Source organism: Priestia sp. YIM B13551 (assembly GCF_042787905.1).
Lineage (GTDB): Bacteria > Bacillota > Bacilli > Bacillales > Bacillaceae_H > Priestia.
In genome coordinates, this window is record NZ_JBHZOX010000001.1 from 1,659,086 (window position 1) to 1,674,429 (window position 15,344).

Sequence of the window (15,344 nt, forward strand, 5' to 3'; positions counted from 1 at the left end):
CATCTGAGCCTCTATGTAGTCACCATTCATATGGCTCTACTGACAGTATAGCCTATCCAATTAGAAAAAAGTTCACTTTTACAAGGTTATCACAAAAGCTTTACATCCCCTTCATTTCGTCCATATTCCCCTCATATTTCCTTAATAGTTTATGATCAGCTACATTCTAGATCTATCTTCCTTGGTCTAAGTGCTCAATTCGGCTATTCACACAGTTGTAACTATGCTAATATGAGTGATATATTACTATATCGTGCAACTAGCTGACTATAAAGTTATTCTCCTATAAAATTATTCACCATTTAAGAAAGGGATTTTTTATGGAATCACACAACCTCATAAAAAAACGGAATTTTATTCTTTTACTTATTTTTTGGCTGCTATATTTTGTCCACATTGTGTTATACCACTTCATTGCAGCTGACCCTCATTTGATTGTTTTTATAAGCGGAGGAATTTTATTATTGGTAGTGACGGCTATGTATTACTTTCGTTTTCATCCTACCATCATTATGTATTCTTTTTTTATATGCTATTATGCCTATATTGCGTACATGACATCTATTGAACCTGCTGTTATTAATTATTTATTTTTGTTTCTTGGAATTATTGTTAGCTTTATTTATTATAGCTATATCGCTATTGTAATTTCTACATTGATGTCTATTGTGATTGTTTTGTACTTTTATGTAAGCAACACTCTTTTTACATCTGTGACCTTCGTAAAATTAGATATTGTTTATTTTATTTTGTTTACGCTGATCACAATGATTATTTTGTTGTACTGTGCTCATTTCTCTAAAAAGCTGATTGCTATTACCACGATCAAAATGAACAAAACCGAAGATGAACTGTACTCAGCTCAAGAGTATTTACAATCTTTTTTTACATACAATCGCGACGCCATTGCCGTGTTCAGCCTAGATGGCAAAGTGATTAAAGTAAACGATGCTTTTGAGCAAATATACGGATGGAAAGCGGAAGAAATTGTCGGAAAATCCATTCCATTTATTCCTGCTGGCTCAAAAGGCGGCGCTGAAAGCCGATTGGAAAGGGTTAAAAAAGGAGAAAAGCTGGTAGCCTTTGAAACCCAAGATAAGCGAAAAGACGGAAAAATAATTGATGTAGAAATCACTGTTTCACCTATTTTTAATCGTGATAAACAGGTCGTTGCGCTTTTTGGTATTTCACGGGACCTTACCGAAGAAAAGGAAACAGAAAAATTTCTTCGCCAAACCGATAAGTTATCTTTAGCCGGCGAAATGGCAGCGGGAATCGCTCATGAAATTCGAAACCCGCTTACTTCTCTGAATGGGTTTATTCAGCTTATTCATGAAGACAGCAGCCGCTATCATTCTTATACAACCATCATGCTGAGCGAACTGAATCGTATTAACTCAATCGTTGGAGAATTTTTATTGCTCGCTAAACCTCATGATACGGTTATGAAAAAGCAGGCATTCTCTACTATTTTAAATGACGTTATTCTTCTGTATGAATCAGAATGTATATTAAAAAATGTCGTAGTTAAAACGCAGGTGGAAGCCCCGCATACATACATCTGCTGTGATGCAAATCAAATTAAGCAAGTACTCATTAATTTATTAAAAAATGCGCTCGAAGCTATGCCTAGCGGAGGAGAAATCCATTTAAACGTTACTCAGCATACTAAAGATCTTACTATTTTCATTAAAGATACAGGAGTCGGCATTCCTTCACATTTGCTTACGCACATTCAAAAGCCTTTTTTTACCACGAAGCCCTCAGGTACCGGTCTTGGACTTGTTGTGATTAAAAACATTTTGTATCAGCATAAAGGAACATTTGAGATTAAAAGCACTGTTGGCAAAGGAACCAGCGTTACCCTTACGATTCCTCTATGGAAAGAAGGAACATGTCAATAAAAAAAGCCGCAAACGCGGCTTTTTTTATAGCTTTTTATCATCAATACTATTTAAATAGTTTTCAATTTCATCTACTACAGACTGCACGCAGCCCTCTTCGAATGGAGAGATCAAATTCGCTTCCTCTACTAATTCTAAAAACGGCTTACTTCCGCCAAGCTTACACAAATGAACGTAATCTTGCCATGCTTGTTCGTGATTTTCTCGATCTTTTTTCCAAAATTGAAATGCACAAATTTGAGCGAGCGTGTAATCAATATAATAAAACGGAGACGTGTAAATATGAAGCTGGCGCTGCCAGAAGCCCCCGCTTTCTAGATAGTGATGGCCGTCATAGTTTTTAGAAGGCATATATTTCTTTTCGATTTCTCGCCACGTTTGTTTTCGTTCCGAAGGCGTCATCTCAGGGCGTTCGTATACAGCATGCTGAAATTCATCTACCGCTACCCCGTAAGGCAAGAAAGTTAAGCCTGAGCTTAAATGAGAAAACTGGTATTTATCTTTGTCTTCTTTAAAGAACAACTCCATCCAAGGCCATGTAAAATACTCCATGCTCATCGAATGAATTTCAGCTCCTTCATGCGTAGGCCAGTGATACTCATTGGTTTCCATATCTCGGCTGGAATACACTTGAAAAGCATGCCCTGCTTCATGCGTTAACACATCAATATCGCCTGATGTTCCATTAAAATTTGAAAAAATAAACGGCGCTTTGTATTCTTCAATAAACGTACAGTAGCCTCCGCCTGCTTTGCCTTTTTTAGCGACTAAATCCATCAAATTATTTTCAAGCATAAATGAAAAAAATTCGTCCGTCTCTTTAGAAAGCTCCTTATACATTACCCGTCCATTTTCAATAATCCACTTTTCATCACCTTTTGGCACTGCGTTTCCTGTTTCAAACTGAAACGGTTCATCATAATAAGTTAAGCTCTCTACTTGAATTCTTTCCTGCTGACGCTTTTTTAGTTTTTCAGTAAGGGGAACAATATACTCTTTTACTTGTTTGCGAAAAGCGGCAACCATTTCAGCATCGTAGCCTATTCTAGACATACGAGCATAGCCCACTTCTACAAAATTTTTATAGCCTAATTTTTCAGCAAGCTTGGTCCGCACTTTTACAAGCTTGTCGTAAATATCATCAAATTCCTCTTGGTGATCGGTGAAAAATTGAAACTTCGCTTCTGCTGCTTTTTTTCTCATTTCTCGATCAGGTGACTCCATAAACGGATCGAGCTGAGCTAACGTTCTTTCTTCTCCTTCAAATAAAATTTTGGCTGACGCCACTAGTTTCGTATATTGAGACGATAGCTTATTTTCTTCCTGCAGCTCTTTTACTATTTCAGGAGAGAACGTTTTTAACTGCATTTCAGCAAGAGAAAACAGCTGCTTGCCCCACTTTTCTTCTAGTTTCTCTTTAAAAGGCGAAGAGATTAACGCTTTGTAAAATTTCTCTACATATCCTTCTAAAAGCGGCTGTGTTTCATCAAAATAGTCTTGTTCTTCTTTATAAAATTCATTCGCTGTGTCGATAGAATGACGAATATAGCAGATGTTCCCCATTGTGCTGTACTGAGAATACGCATCGTTTGCTAGACGAATTGCCTCGTTTTGCTGACTGACTGACGCTGCTTCCGTAAAATGTGTAATGGCCTTTTCAAACTGCTTTTCAATTTCATTCATATCAGGTCGCGTATATGTATAATTCTCAAATTTCATCATTTGTTCCCCTTCCTCTATTGTCTGTATGTAACCTAATTCGTTTTTATCCAGCTGTATTCCTGTTAATTTCAATTTTTTGTAACTTTTATTTTTTATGTCGATTGGTTATGAAAGAAGTCATAGAAAAAACTCGTTTGTTCAACAGAAACAAACGAGCTTTCCTTAATTAATTAGTCGATTCCGGTAAAAATTCATCTGCATAGTGCCCCAGTTTCTTAAGCATCGAAATAGCAACTTCCTTTTCTTCGCTAGATAAAACGGATAGAATATCATGAATTCTTTTTTCATGACTCGGAAACATACTTTCAATCATTTCCTTGCCTTGCGGAGTGATCGCTGCGTAGGTTACGCGGCGATCGTTCGGACAAGCAACGCGCTCTAAGAAGCCTTTTTTCTCAAGTTTGTCTACTACATAAGTAATACTGCCGCTTGCGAGTAGAATTTTTCCGCCAATTTGCTGCAGAGGCTGTTGACCTTTGTGATACAATAACTCTAGGACAGCAAATTCGGTTGGATTCATTCCATGCTGTTGAATAAATTTATGCACATGATCATTAATTGAACGATTGGCACGAGATAGTACAATAAATAATTTAAGAGATTGGTCTAACTCTTCTCTAGTTACATCATTCGTCATTTTAATCAGTTCCTTTAATATTATCTTGATATCAAGATAATACTAAAATTTCCCTTCAAAGTCAATCAAAGCAGGCTTATTTCATCGGTTATTCTCTCCGCTTGTACAATTTTTTTGATAAAAAATGTATATAAGTGGATTTATACATATGCTTTTAATACAATAAACATATGACCATTACATAAAAAGGTGAATGATTATGAAACCAACCCATTTATTATTTAATTCCGCGATTGGTTCACAAAAGCCTGAAACAATCGTTAACCGGCAAAATCCCTGTCCATTTTGTGACGTTGAATCTCTCACAGGCATCATTGAAAAACAAGGACCTATCATTTGGCTAAAGAATAAATTTCCTGTTCTGCAAGATGCTTATCAGACGGTTATTATTGAGACCGATGAATGTTCCTCGGAACTATCTGTTTATCCAAAAGAACATCTGTACACCTTGCTGAGCTTCGCTACTGAACGATGGATATCTATGATGAACAGCGGTGAATATGCTTCTGTTCTTTTCTTCAAAAACCATGGACCTATGTCCGGAGGATCGTTACGGCATCCTCATATGCAAATTATTGGTTTAAATGAGATGGATGTAAATGAAAATGTGAAGCTAGAGCAGTTTGAAGGAGTCACAATTGCCAAAAATGAACACGTCACATTTAATTTATCTGTAAAACCTAGAATGGGCTTTTTTGAATTTAACGTGATAACGGATAAGCTTGACAAAGAGCTGCACGCATTTGCAGATTATCTTCAAACGGCTGCTCACTATTTATTAAATCATTTTCATCGTAGCTGCACGAGCTACAACTTATTTTTTTATAATCTTAAAAACGGCAAAATTGCGGCGAAAATCATTCCTCGCTTTGCCACATCTCCTTTGTATGTAGGATATGGCATTCCTCAAGTTTCCAATAAGCTTGAGCACATTGCTAACCAAGTTCAGGAGCTGTACTTTACCTAAAAAGTTGAACCTTCACTGGTTCAACTTTTTTTGTAAGGTTATTGCATAAAGCTATTCATTTTTAAAATAGTCATGCTCATGGAAAACAAAAAACATACACTAAAAGAACGATGTGAATTGAGGATAAAAAGAAGAATACGTAAAAGGAGACGGTTTATGACTGAGGTACTAATTGGAAGCATTCTTTCTGCACTATCGACTGGAGTAGGCGCTTTGCCTATTCTGTTTTTGAATCAAGAACTCACTCATCGGTGGAAAGATATACTTCTTGCGCTCACTGCAGGTATTATGACAGCTGCTTCTACTATGAGCTTGATTCCAGAATCTCTTCAAAGCGGCGGATTTTTTCCCTTAGCCATTGGCTTACTGCTTGGAGTTGTAACATTAACACTCTTGGAGCAGAATATTCCTCACATTGACCTTGAGCATTCTAAAACCGGCATTCAGTTTGACGAAAAAGCACTTTTAATTGTTTCCGCTATTACTTTGCATAACCTTCCTGAAGGACTGTCTGTTGGTGTTAGCTACGCTTCAAATGTTGAAAATACAGGGAACTTAATCGCCCTTGCAATCGGTCTTCAAAATGCACCTGAAGGACTGTTGGTCGCGCTATTTTTAGCTCAGCAAAATATCAGTAAAATAAAAGCATTTTTAATTGCTACCCTTACAGGCTCCGTTGAGATTGTAACGTCTTTACTCGGGTTTTATTTAACTAATTTTGTTGATTCTCTCGTTTCATATGGATTAGCTTTTGCTGCTGGAGCCATGCTTTTTATTATTTATAAAGAGTTGATTCCAGAAAGTCACGGCGATGGAAACGAAAGATTTGCTACTTATTCGTTTATTTTTGGTATTTTGTTTATGATCTTTTTAATTAACATTTTTTAAAGGTGAAGAGAGGCCACGGGCAGCATAATTGTTTTACTGCCCGATCCCGAATGCTTGTCCTGCATTACAGCTTTGAAAAAGATAAAAAGCGGCTAATCAGTGTGGCAAACGATGTCTTTTCTTCCTCTTCTTTTAAACGCTGCTTTTGATAAACGAGTAAGAGCTGATCAAGCTCTTGACTACAGGTAACGGTTTCTTCATTAGTCAAACCTTTTTCTTCTCCGATCTGCACCATCTTTTGTCTTTTTTGGACGATTTCTACTAATAATCTCTCTGATTTCGTTCTATTTCTCACTCCAAACACAAAATCCTCTCCTATGACAAAAAAATTAGCTTATAACGCATTATTACAAATTCTACTAAATATGTAAATAGAGTCGCAATAATAGACATTTTTTTTGCAAAAAAATTATTTTGTCGGAATTTACAAACGCTTACATTACTATAGGAATACCATTTATCTTTTTTTTACAACTTGTTTTTCGACAAAAGATGCTGCTTGTCGAATAGAAAAAAGATTGAGACATAACGAAATCAATACAATCTAAAAACGAACAAATGGGATACATGAGCTGAACCGCTTGTCTCGCAGGAGTTTTCGCCTTGCCCTCCAATCAACAGCTAAAAGCAGCTAAATATATGAAGCCTGCGTTCACCATCACCACAAAAAAATCCGAACGAAGTTGATTCTTAATCAAGAATCAATTCGTTCGGATCTTCATACTTTTGTCCCTGCATCTTTTTCTATTCAGCTTTCTGAGCAGCAATTTGTACAGCATCCCATACCGTAGCAAAAGGAGGAGCATACGAAAGATCTAGCATGGTTATTTCATCTGTTGTGAGGCGGCAAGTAATAGCTATCGCAAATACATCGATCCGTTTTGCTACTCCTTCTTTACCAATCATTTGAACCCCCAAAATCTCTTTTGTTTCAGGATGATAAACAAGTTTTATCACAATCTTTTCAGCTCCTGGATAGTAAGACGCATGACTCGGAGCTTCGGCCGTGATGGCTTTGTATAAAAGAGAATTTTCTCTTGCTTCTCTTTCTGAAATGCCGGTTTTCCCAATTTCATAGTCCATCACTTTGACAATACTTGTACCTACAACACCCGGAAATTCTCTATTTTCTCCCCCTAATCGGTAACCAAGAACCCTTCCCTGCTTATTGGCAATGGTTCCAAGAGCAATATGAACATCTTTTTTTAATACGCGGTGATAGCTCGTTGCACAATCTCCTGCTGCGTAGATATGAGGCACGTTGGTTTCCAACTTCTCGTTTACTAAAATAGCTCCATTTTCAAGCATCCTTAGTCCGTTTCTTTCTAAGAATTGCGTATTCGGACGAACTCCTACATTTACAATCACTAAATCTGTTTGATACGTTTGACGGTTTGTTTGAACGTGAGTGACGGAACCATCTGAATGCAGCAATGCTTCCACTTCTTCTTCGAAATGAAATAAAATATCGTCATCTAACTGCTTTTGTAAATGTTCTGCCATTTCTTGATCTAAAATAGATAGAATCTGCTTTCCCTGTTCAATAACCCGTACTTCTTTTCCCAAAGCCTTCATTGCTTCAGCTACTTCCATTCCGACATATCCTCCGCCGATAATGGTGACTTTCTCTACGGAGTGAGCCTGTAGATATGTATAGATTCTTTCGCTGTCTTCTAATGACTTTAATGTGCATACATTCGGCATGTTATCACTCATAAAATTGGGTTTAACAGCCGTTGTTCCAGTTGCAATGATGAGTTCATCATATGTTATCTCTTTTTCCGTTTGCGTCTTTACATTTTGCACTACTATGTATTTTTTTGTATGATTTACTTCTTTAACTTCGTGAAAAAGATGGACGGAGATGTTTCGCTCTTCAAATTCTTGTTTCGTCCGAGCAATCAAATCGTCTTTTTCTTTTACAACACCTGACAGATAGTAAGGCATGCCGCATGCGCTGTAAGAGATATCTCCACCTTTTTCAAACACAAGGATTTCCACTTCTTCTTTTTCTTTCATCCGGCGAAGCTGTGAAGCTGCGCTCATTCCGGCGGCTACTCCTCCTATAATGACGACACGTTTCATCTATACTCCCTCTTTCTACATAAATAATAGGCTATACTATTGTTTTTCCTTATTCTTCCCGATTTCAAACGAAAAAAAACGGCTGTTCACACAGCCGTAGATGTTTGTTTCGAGCGGTAATACGTCAAAGCCAAGGCTCCTGCTAATACAGCTCCTTTAATAATGTCTTGCATATAATACGGAACATTTAGCATCGTTAACCCATTTAACAGCACACCAATTAAAATAGAGCCAATCAGCGTCCCGAATACATTTGGTTTCCCTGCTCCAAATACGGAAAAGCCAATGTATGTAGCAGCTACGGCATCCATTAAAAATGGTGAGCCGGCGTTCACTTCTCCTACTCCAATACGGGCAGCTAAAACGACTCCTCCAATTCCAGCAAGCAATCCTGAAAACATATAGGCATACATACGGTAACGGTTAACCGGTACACCCGAAAGTCTTGCAGCTTCTATGTTCCCTCCTGTTACGTAGAAAAAACGCCCAAACTTCGTATAGGAAAAAACGATATGAACAAGCAGCACAGTCAGCAGCATAATGATAACAGGAACAGGAATACCTAGAAAGTGACCTTGCCCTAGCGCAAGGAAAGATGGAATAAAAATTCCCGGAGCTCTGTCTCCGCTTGGTAAAGGCATATTGGTATAAATAGCTGAGCCTTTTGTATACGTTAATAAAATCCCCTGTACGATGAACATCATTGAAAGAGTAGCTAAAATATCAGGAATCTTTACTTTCACTACTAAAAAAGCATTTACTAACCCGATAAGAAGCGATGCAATAATCGGAACAATGATAGCAACTGCAATTTCTTGTCTGTGTAAAACAAGCATAGAGGCTGATAAAATAGTGGCTAATCCAGCCGTAGACCCTACAGATAAATCGAGTCCGTTGACGGTTAACGATATTGTTACACCAAGCGCGATTAAGGTAACAATGGAAATAGAGCGCAGGATATCACTAATGTTTTCTCCTGTTAAAAAGTTAGGTGTGGCAATGGAAAAAATAATCATAATAACAAAAATCATTAAGACTGTCCCATATTTATAAAAAAAGTCGAAAACGCTTATTTTTCTCTTTGGTTTCGCTACAGGTTCTGTTACATACTCCGCACTCATCCTTTTACTCCTCCTGCTGTATAATAAAATAATTTTTCACTAGTTGCTTCTTCTTTGGATAATTCTTTCACGATTTTTCCGTTGTACATAACATAAATTCGATCCGCTACCCCTAACAGCTCCTCGAATTCACAGGTTGCATAAACAACTCCTTTTTGCTGTGACACAAGATTTGTAATTAAATCAAATATCTCTCGCTTGGAGCCTACATCGACCCCTTTAGTTGGCTCATCGAACAACAGTACGTCAGAGTCCGTAACAAGCCATTTTCCGATTGCTACTTTCTGCTGATTTCCACCGCTTAACGTTCCAACTGACTGCTCGATAGAATGAGACTTTACTCCAACTTGCCCAGTCGTTTTCTGCGCTTTTTCTTTGATCTTTCCTCGCTTTAGAAACGAATAATTTGTAAAGCGGGACAGACTTGGCAAAACTAAGTTATCCGCAATCGATTCATGAACAAAAATCCCTTCTTTTCTTCGTTCTTCAGGAACAAGAGAAAGACCTTGTGCAATATAATAATACGGCTGCTTATTCAACTTTAATTTCTTGCCTTTTAACTCAACACTGCCGCTGACATATTGCTCCAATCCAAATAGACTTCGGCAAAGCTCCGTTTTCCCTGCTCCCACAAGCCCTGCAATACCTACTACTTCTCCTTCTTTTACATGAAAAGAGATATTAGAAAGCCGCCCTGGAAGAGATAATGCTTCTACGTGTAAAAGTTGGTTTCCAACTTCTACTGATTTTTTGACCCACTGCTTTACAGAAGCCGTTCCTAACATAAGTGTAATCACGTCTTCGATCGAGGTATGTGAAGTTTCTTTTGTGGCTACATAGCGTCCGTCTTTTAAAACCGTTAAGCGGTCACAAATATCTACCACTTCTTGAAGACGATGTGAAATGTAAATAATACCTACTCCATTTTTCTTCAGCTCTCTCATCACAGAAAACAATTGTTTCGTCTCTTCCACACTAAGAGGTGCGGTTGGTTCATCCAAAATTAAATAGTCAACGTTCTGTACAATTGCACGTGCAATAAGCACCTGCTGCTTCTCTGATAGAGTTAAATCAACAACATTTTTTCTAACGGATAGAGAAGAACCAAGTAAAGCAAGAGCTTCTTCCGCTTTTTTATAAATAGATTTCCAGTTTACAAATGTCTTACTTTTCTTAGAAGCCTGCACATCTAGCACGATGTTTTCAGCTACTGACAGCGAAGGAATCAGCGCTACATCGACTTCTTGATGCACAATGCCAATGCCGTGGCGCTTAGCTTCTTTAGGAGAAGAAATGGAGATTTCACCTCCGTCTTTGTAGATCTTTCCTTCGTATTCGTCGTAAGCTCCGCACAATATTTTCATCAACGTACTTTTACCGGCACCATTGGCTCCCAATAAAGCATGAATTTCCCCTTTTTGAACAGTAAAATCAACTTTGTTGAGGGCTTGAAAAGAACCAAAGTTTTTTATAATGTTCTTCATTGAAAGCTCGTTCGTCATCTCTATCCCTCCACTTCTATTCTTTTTTACCCCATTCTTCTACGTACTGACTAAGCTGATCCATATTAATCGTTTGATTAGGCAAGTCTGTTTGTTTGACTAAAACCGGATCAAAGGAATAATAGCGAGGGATGTCTTGACCGGAAATCTTTTTAAGAAGCAGATCAACTTGCTTTTCTCCTACTGAAGCTGGATTTACGGCAGCTGACGCTTTCCACGGGCTGTTTTTTGCCTGCATCATTTGCAAATCTTCATCAGATAAGTCTACTCCGTACACTTTAATCTCGTCTCGTCCTGCTTCTTTAATCGCTCTTGTTACTCCTTTTGCAAATTCGTCCCAAGGTGCCCAAACGGCCGCAATGTCTCCTTTATTTGGATACTGCTTCAACACAGCTGCCATTTTATTTTGTGTGTCTAATGAGGTATTGTCCGTTGCGCTTCCGAACGTGGCAATTTGTTTTACATCTGGATAGCGATTCATCATAATTTTATAAATGCTGTCGCGCTTTTCCATCGGCGCAAAGCCTCCAACAAACGCATATACAATGTTTCCTTTTCCGTTAATGTCCTGCATCATTTGTTTCAAGCCCTGGAGCGCAAGCATATAATCGTCTTGATCGATGGTTGTAACGCCTTCTACTTTTAATTCTACGTCTGTTGCAATAACGGGAATTCCTTTTGCAATCGCGCGCTTCACACCAGGTTCAAGAGTTTCAGCCCGGCCGTGGTCAATCATAATACCGTCAACATTTTGGTTAATAGCCGTGTCTAAATAAGCAGCCATTTTGGATTGATCATTGTTTGAATCAGAAACGGATAGCTGTACTCCTGCTTTTTCAGCCGCTTTTGTCACACCTGTTATATATTGAGCAGCATGAGTGCCTGACGTAAATTCAGAAATAAGCGCAATTTTTGTATCTTTCGTAACCTTTTTTCCTTCTTGCTGTACAGGCTTAGCAGAAGCCGCTTGCTGCGCTGGAGCTGCCTGTGCTTTCTCGTTTAGACTTGGCTGTTCTTTCGTGCAGGCAGCCAGCGCAAAGACTAGAAGCACGAGCAAAGTAAGTGGCCACAGCATTTTTTTACTCTTTTTCATGGTGTTCCTCCCATTAAACTTATTATTCACATAAAAATAGTTAGTTTTATAATAATCCAAAGAATACCCCGCTTTTAGATGTAAAAGCGGGGTGATGATGACCTATGCTTTACAAGTAATTGTTATGCGTAAATAGGTACCCATCCTTCAGTTGTCACGAAAATTCGGACAGCGACTACTTTACGATCTTCCATTAGTGTAAAGTAATGAAGAATGTTTTCTGGTACTGAAATTAAATCGCCCGGCTCTAATTCAACATCAAAAAATTCGCCGTCTTTTCCTTGAATAACAAAAATTCCATGACCACTTACAATAAAGCGAACTTCGTCATCTGTATGAATATGCTTGCGCTGAAAGTTTTTTAACAATTCATCAATATTTGGTGTAGATTCCGATAACGAGATAACATCTTGAGCTTTATAGCCGCGGCGTTCAGAAATATCTTTAATATCCTCACCAAAAGCGTTTAAAATTTCTGTTTTTTCTTCATCAGTTAAATCATATTTTTCACGAAGATTTTCTGGAAGTTTTGTAATATCCCAGTTTTCATAAATAACTTCATTGTTTGCCAGAAAAGCTGATACTTCCTCTTGAGTTTCAATTCTTTTATTGTTTACATGTAAGCGAATTTGCGCCATTGTTGTTTCCTCCTTTTATAAATGCACCTTTGGCTTAATGCCTTTAAGTGACAGTAATTTGACATGGTAGCTAAATAGAAATTCATAGGCTTCTAGCGCTTTTTTTGTTTCAAATGCATTTTTCCCCCATACCGTAATCCCGTGGTTACGAATCAAAATCGCGCCTTGATCGCCTTTTATATGGTGAGAAAACTCTTCTGCTAGTGTCGGAATATCTGCGTAATTCGGAATAATCGGAACAGTAATTTCCGCATCTTCTTCCCAAATACCTAGCGCCTTAATAATTTCTTGACCTTTGAATGAAATAACGCCTTCATCTCCGTACAGTTCAGAGATCACGTTGTTGTCGATTGTATGTACATGAAGACTGCACCCAGCATTCGTTAAATCGTAAATCTTAACGTGCAAAAGCGTTTCAGCAGAAGGCTTTAAATGCGTGTCTTCTGCAGGCTTTCCGTATTGATCAACTAATAAAAAATCTTCATTTGTACGTTTTCTTTTGTCTTTTCCACTTGCTGATACAAAGAAAGTTGTCGGATTTTGATCCACTTTGATTGCTAAGTTTCCGCTTGTACCGAAGAACCAATCGCGCTCTGCCAGCTCATCTTTTATATCCGCAAGCTCATGCAATCTTTGCTGAGCCATGATACTCATGCTTTCACCTCTTCTGTTAATTCTTGTAAATGATGAATCACATCATAAAAAGTAGAAAAAGGACGATACGGTAGAGATAGCTCTTCACATTTTTTGATTAAAAAGTCACGTGCAATGACCGTATCAGCTAATTTGGCAGCCTGCAAATCCGTAATGGAATCGCCAATAACAACCGTATGATCTCTTTCATCTGCAAGATGGCGAATAATCGTTGGCTTACAGCAGCCGCAGTTATTTGTACACTGTTTATCACATGTATGAGGCCACGTAATGGAAATGCGCTCACCGGAAAAATCAGATCCGTTGCAGTAGAGCATTTCCTCTGCAACTCGATTTCCCAAAAGTGGTTTTACAAAAAAGTCAATTCCTCCGCTTACAATATAAAGCGGAATATGGTGCTCTTTTGTATAGGCAATAAAATCATCAAATCCATCTCGAATAGCAGACGTCTCTAAAATATAAGAAATAATATCTTCCTTTAATTCCACGGGGAGCAAGGCAAACATTTGCCCTACTCCTTCTTGAATGGAGACGCGCTGTGCCAACACGTCGTCTTTAATACTTTCCCACTCCGGAGGAGCAAATTGCTTCATAATAGCAATAATGTTATCGCTATTTGTGATTGTTCCATCAAAGTCACAAAAGATTTTTAACGATGTCATGCTTTCACCTCTACTGTTCCCCATAGTTCTAAGGCTTTTTGCAACTCTTTTGATTCTTCCGCTTTTTCGGCTAGTGTTTGATGAGAGAGTACTGCATCTATCGCCGCACGGAATGCCTTTCCTCCTCCGATAGCTCCGTCTGGATGACCGTGAACTCCGCCTCCTGCATTAATAATGCTGTCGATTCCAAAGTCCTTCATAAGCTGCGGTACCATTCCAGGATGAATTCCTGCTGAAGGAACCGGGAAAGACTGCTTATATTTGTATACAGGACGCGTTAATTCGTAGGCAATGCCTGTCGTATCTTCAAGAGAAAGCGCTACGCTTCCGTATGGTGATGGAAACAGTGAAAAATCTGCTCCGGCTAAGCGCAATAGCTTTCCAAGCAGTAATGAATTTGAAAAACCGTAAAATTCTGATGGCGTAAGCGCTCCGCTAACAGCTGGGTGTGCCATAATCGGCAAGTTAATTTCATCATCTTCTCGAAGTTCCTGCAGTACGTCTAACCCGTAAGCAAATGCGTTGAATAAAAGAGCATCGGCTCCTAGCTCAGCTGCTTTTCTCGCTTTTTCTTTTAATTCAAACGTTCGTCCCGTTAAATTAACAGCATACAGCGTGCGGTGTCCCGTTTTTTCGTATACTTCATTCAGTACTTTTTTCCCTTCTGTAACACGAGCTTCAAAAGGTGTTCGTTCACTATCAAACAAAATCTCGTCGTCTTTAACCAAATCCACTCCGCCAAGCGCTTGCTCACGCAGCTGAGTTGTTAAGTACGTCATATCTCTTCCAATCACGCCTTTAAAAATACTCATCACAAGCGGACGGTCATAAACGCCTAATTTCTCTCGGATACCTTCTATTCCAAAGCGCGGTCCTGGGAATTCAGCTAATAATTCATCAGGAAAATCCAAGTCTAATAATTTCACTTTTCCATCAAGTGATAGTTTTCCGAAAACCGTAACTAAAATAGCCGGTAAATCTTTTGAAAAGTTGGCAGTTGGATAAGCAATTTTGACAATAGCCTGCTTAATTTCTCCGCCTAAATATCCGTTTACACGTTCGCAATCTTGAAGCTCAGTTACTGACACGACGCGCCCTTTATGCTTTTGAAGCTGCTGTTGATCTAAAAGCGGCAGATCTGTCCATGAGCCGACGGTTAGTCCTAAAGCGATTCCTTCCGCTTTTTTATGAAAATTCCCTTTATTATCATGTAGTAAGTAGCTTGCAACGATTTCGCTCATTATGCTAAAAACTCCCTTGCTGTTTAATATCGTTAATAAAAAAGCCTCTTCTGTGATTAAGAAGAGGCTTTCGTTGCTCTTCTTATCTCTCAGCTGCTGCTGCAAGAATTAGCACCGTGCTTAACATGCGTTAAGTCGGTTGCCGGGCTTCATCGGGCTAGTCCCTCCACCTACTCTTAATAAGAAAGTTGCTATTTATTTAAATTGAATTCGTAGATTATATACTAAAT

14 protein-coding genes and 1 riboswitch are annotated in these 15,344 nt (G+C 38.5%); of the genes, 3 read left to right on the forward strand and 11 right to left on the reverse strand.

Annotation, left to right across the window (positions count from 1 at the left end):
* Window positions 1-431 precede the first annotated feature (431 nt).
* A complete protein-coding gene (locus tag ACFX4N_RS08445) occupies window positions 432-1,904 on the forward strand; it encodes a PAS domain S-box protein (protein ID WP_328142420.1) in 1,473 nt (490 codons plus the stop codon).
* Between the two features lie 24 nt (window positions 1,905-1,928).
* Here the strand turns inward: ACFX4N_RS08445 and ACFX4N_RS08450 are convergent, their stop codons facing one another.
* The gene (locus ACFX4N_RS08450; protein WP_029325086.1) at window positions 1,929-3,623 is read right to left on the reverse strand and encodes a M3 family oligoendopeptidase; all 1,695 of its coding nucleotides are present in this window, start codon (window positions 3,621-3,623) and stop codon (window positions 1,929-1,931) included.
* Window positions 3,624-3,792: 169 nt separating this feature from the next.
* Window positions 3,793-4,263, reverse strand: coding sequence for a MarR family winged helix-turn-helix transcriptional regulator (locus ACFX4N_RS08455; RefSeq protein ID WP_013055969.1), 471 nt, complete (start codon window positions 4,261-4,263; stop codon window positions 3,793-3,795).
* A gap of 199 nt (window positions 4,264-4,462) precedes the next feature.
* Here ACFX4N_RS08455 and ACFX4N_RS08460 point away from each other — a divergent pair, with 199 nt between their 5' ends.
* On the forward strand, window positions 4,463-5,230 hold the full coding sequence (locus ACFX4N_RS08460) for a DUF4931 domain-containing protein (protein ID WP_013055968.1): 768 nt from the start codon (window positions 4,463-4,465) through the stop codon (window positions 5,228-5,230).
* A gap of 156 nt (window positions 5,231-5,386) precedes the next feature.
* Window positions 5,387-6,118, forward strand: a complete 732-nt coding sequence (locus ACFX4N_RS08465; RefSeq protein ID WP_013055967.1) for a ZIP family metal transporter — start codon at window positions 5,387-5,389, stop codon at window positions 6,116-6,118.
* 64 nt (window positions 6,119-6,182) lie between these two features.
* Here ACFX4N_RS08465 and ACFX4N_RS08470 read toward each other — a convergent pair whose 3' ends face one another.
* From ACFX4N_RS08470 to mtnW, 9 genes are all read right to left on the reverse strand, one after another.
* Window positions 6,183-6,422: an aspartyl-phosphate phosphatase Spo0E family protein gene (locus ACFX4N_RS08470; RefSeq protein WP_013055966.1), complete on the reverse strand. Its 240-nt coding sequence runs from the start codon at window positions 6,420-6,422 to the stop codon at window positions 6,183-6,185.
* 440 nt (window positions 6,423-6,862) lie between these two features.
* Window positions 6,863-8,203, reverse strand: coding sequence for a CoA-disulfide reductase (locus tag ACFX4N_RS08475; protein WP_098547007.1), 1,341 nt, complete (start codon window positions 8,201-8,203; stop codon window positions 6,863-6,865).
* Between the two features lie 86 nt (window positions 8,204-8,289).
* Window positions 8,290-9,324, reverse strand: coding sequence for an ABC transporter permease (locus ACFX4N_RS08480; protein WP_042992251.1), 1,035 nt, complete (start codon window positions 9,322-9,324; stop codon window positions 8,290-8,292).
* Window positions 9,321-10,826 carry a sugar ABC transporter ATP-binding protein gene (locus ACFX4N_RS08485; RefSeq protein WP_029325083.1) on the reverse strand — a complete coding sequence of 502 codons (1,506 nt, stop codon included), beginning with the start codon at window positions 10,824-10,826 and terminating at the stop codon, window positions 9,321-9,323. Before ACFX4N_RS08485 ends, ACFX4N_RS08480 begins: the two co-directional genes overlap by 4 nt.
* A gap of 16 nt (window positions 10,827-10,842) precedes the next feature.
* Window positions 10,843-11,919, reverse strand: a complete 1,077-nt coding sequence (locus ACFX4N_RS08490; RefSeq protein WP_192100601.1) for a sugar ABC transporter substrate-binding protein — start codon at window positions 11,917-11,919, stop codon at window positions 10,843-10,845.
* Window positions 11,920-12,041: 122 nt separating this feature from the next.
* Window positions 12,042-12,557, reverse strand: a complete 516-nt coding sequence (locus tag ACFX4N_RS08495; RefSeq protein ID WP_013055961.1) for a 1,2-dihydroxy-3-keto-5-methylthiopentene dioxygenase — start codon at window positions 12,555-12,557, stop codon at window positions 12,042-12,044.
* A 15-nt stretch (window positions 12,558-12,572) separates the two neighbouring features.
* Window positions 12,573-13,211, reverse strand: coding sequence for a methylthioribulose 1-phosphate dehydratase (locus ACFX4N_RS08500; protein ID WP_013082222.1), 639 nt, complete (start codon window positions 13,209-13,211; stop codon window positions 12,573-12,575).
* Window positions 13,208-13,873, reverse strand: a complete 666-nt coding sequence (locus ACFX4N_RS08505) for a 2-hydroxy-3-keto-5-methylthiopentenyl-1-phosphate phosphatase (RefSeq protein ID WP_013055959.1) — start codon at window positions 13,871-13,873, stop codon at window positions 13,208-13,210. The genes ACFX4N_RS08500 and ACFX4N_RS08505 overlap by 4 nt, the downstream gene beginning before the upstream one ends.
* On the reverse strand, window positions 13,870-15,114 hold the full coding sequence (gene mtnW, locus ACFX4N_RS08510; RefSeq protein WP_013055958.1) for a 2,3-diketo-5-methylthiopentyl-1-phosphate enolase: 1,245 nt from the start codon (window positions 15,112-15,114) through the stop codon (window positions 13,870-13,872). The genes ACFX4N_RS08505 and mtnW overlap by 4 nt, the downstream gene beginning before the upstream one ends.
* A 79-nt stretch (window positions 15,115-15,193) precedes the next feature.
* Window positions 15,194-15,300: riboswitch (SAM riboswitch) on the reverse strand.
* Window positions 15,301-15,344 lie beyond the last annotated feature (44 nt).

Coding starts and splice junctions, on each gene's coding strand:
- ACFX4N_RS08485 (WP_029325083.1), bottom strand. CDS start 10,826: ATGACGAACGAGCTTTCAATGAAGAACATTATAAAAAACTTTGGTTCT.
- mtnW (WP_013055958.1), bottom strand. CDS start 15,114: ATGAGCGAAATCGTTGCAAGCTACTTACTACATGATAATAAAGGGAAT.
- ACFX4N_RS08500 (WP_013082222.1), bottom strand. CDS start 13,211: ATGAGTATCATGGCTCAGCAAAGATTGCATGAGCTTGCGGATATAAAA.
- ACFX4N_RS08465 (WP_013055967.1), top strand. CDS start 5,387: ATGACTGAGGTACTAATTGGAAGCATTCTTTCTGCACTATCGACTGGA.
- ACFX4N_RS08450 (WP_029325086.1), bottom strand. CDS start 3,623: ATGAAATTTGAGAATTATACATATACGCGACCTGATATGAATGAAATT.
- ACFX4N_RS08490 (WP_192100601.1), bottom strand. CDS start 11,919: ATGAAAAAGAGTAAAAAAATGCTGTGGCCACTTACTTTGCTCGTGCTT.
- ACFX4N_RS08475 (WP_098547007.1), bottom strand. CDS start 8,203: ATGAAACGTGTCGTCATTATAGGAGGAGTAGCCGCCGGAATGAGCGCA.
- ACFX4N_RS08455 (WP_013055969.1), bottom strand. CDS start 4,263: ATGACGAATGATGTAACTAGAGAAGAGTTAGACCAATCTCTTAAATTA.
- ACFX4N_RS08460 (WP_013055968.1), top strand. CDS start 4,463: ATGAAACCAACCCATTTATTATTTAATTCCGCGATTGGTTCACAAAAG.
- ACFX4N_RS08505 (WP_013055959.1), bottom strand. CDS start 13,873: ATGACATCGTTAAAAATCTTTTGTGACTTTGATGGAACAATCACAAAT.
- ACFX4N_RS08495 (WP_013055961.1), bottom strand. CDS start 12,557: ATGGCGCAAATTCGCTTACATGTAAACAATAAAAGAATTGAAACTCAA.
- ACFX4N_RS08480 (WP_042992251.1), bottom strand. CDS start 9,324: ATGAGTGCGGAGTATGTAACAGAACCTGTAGCGAAACCAAAGAGAAAA.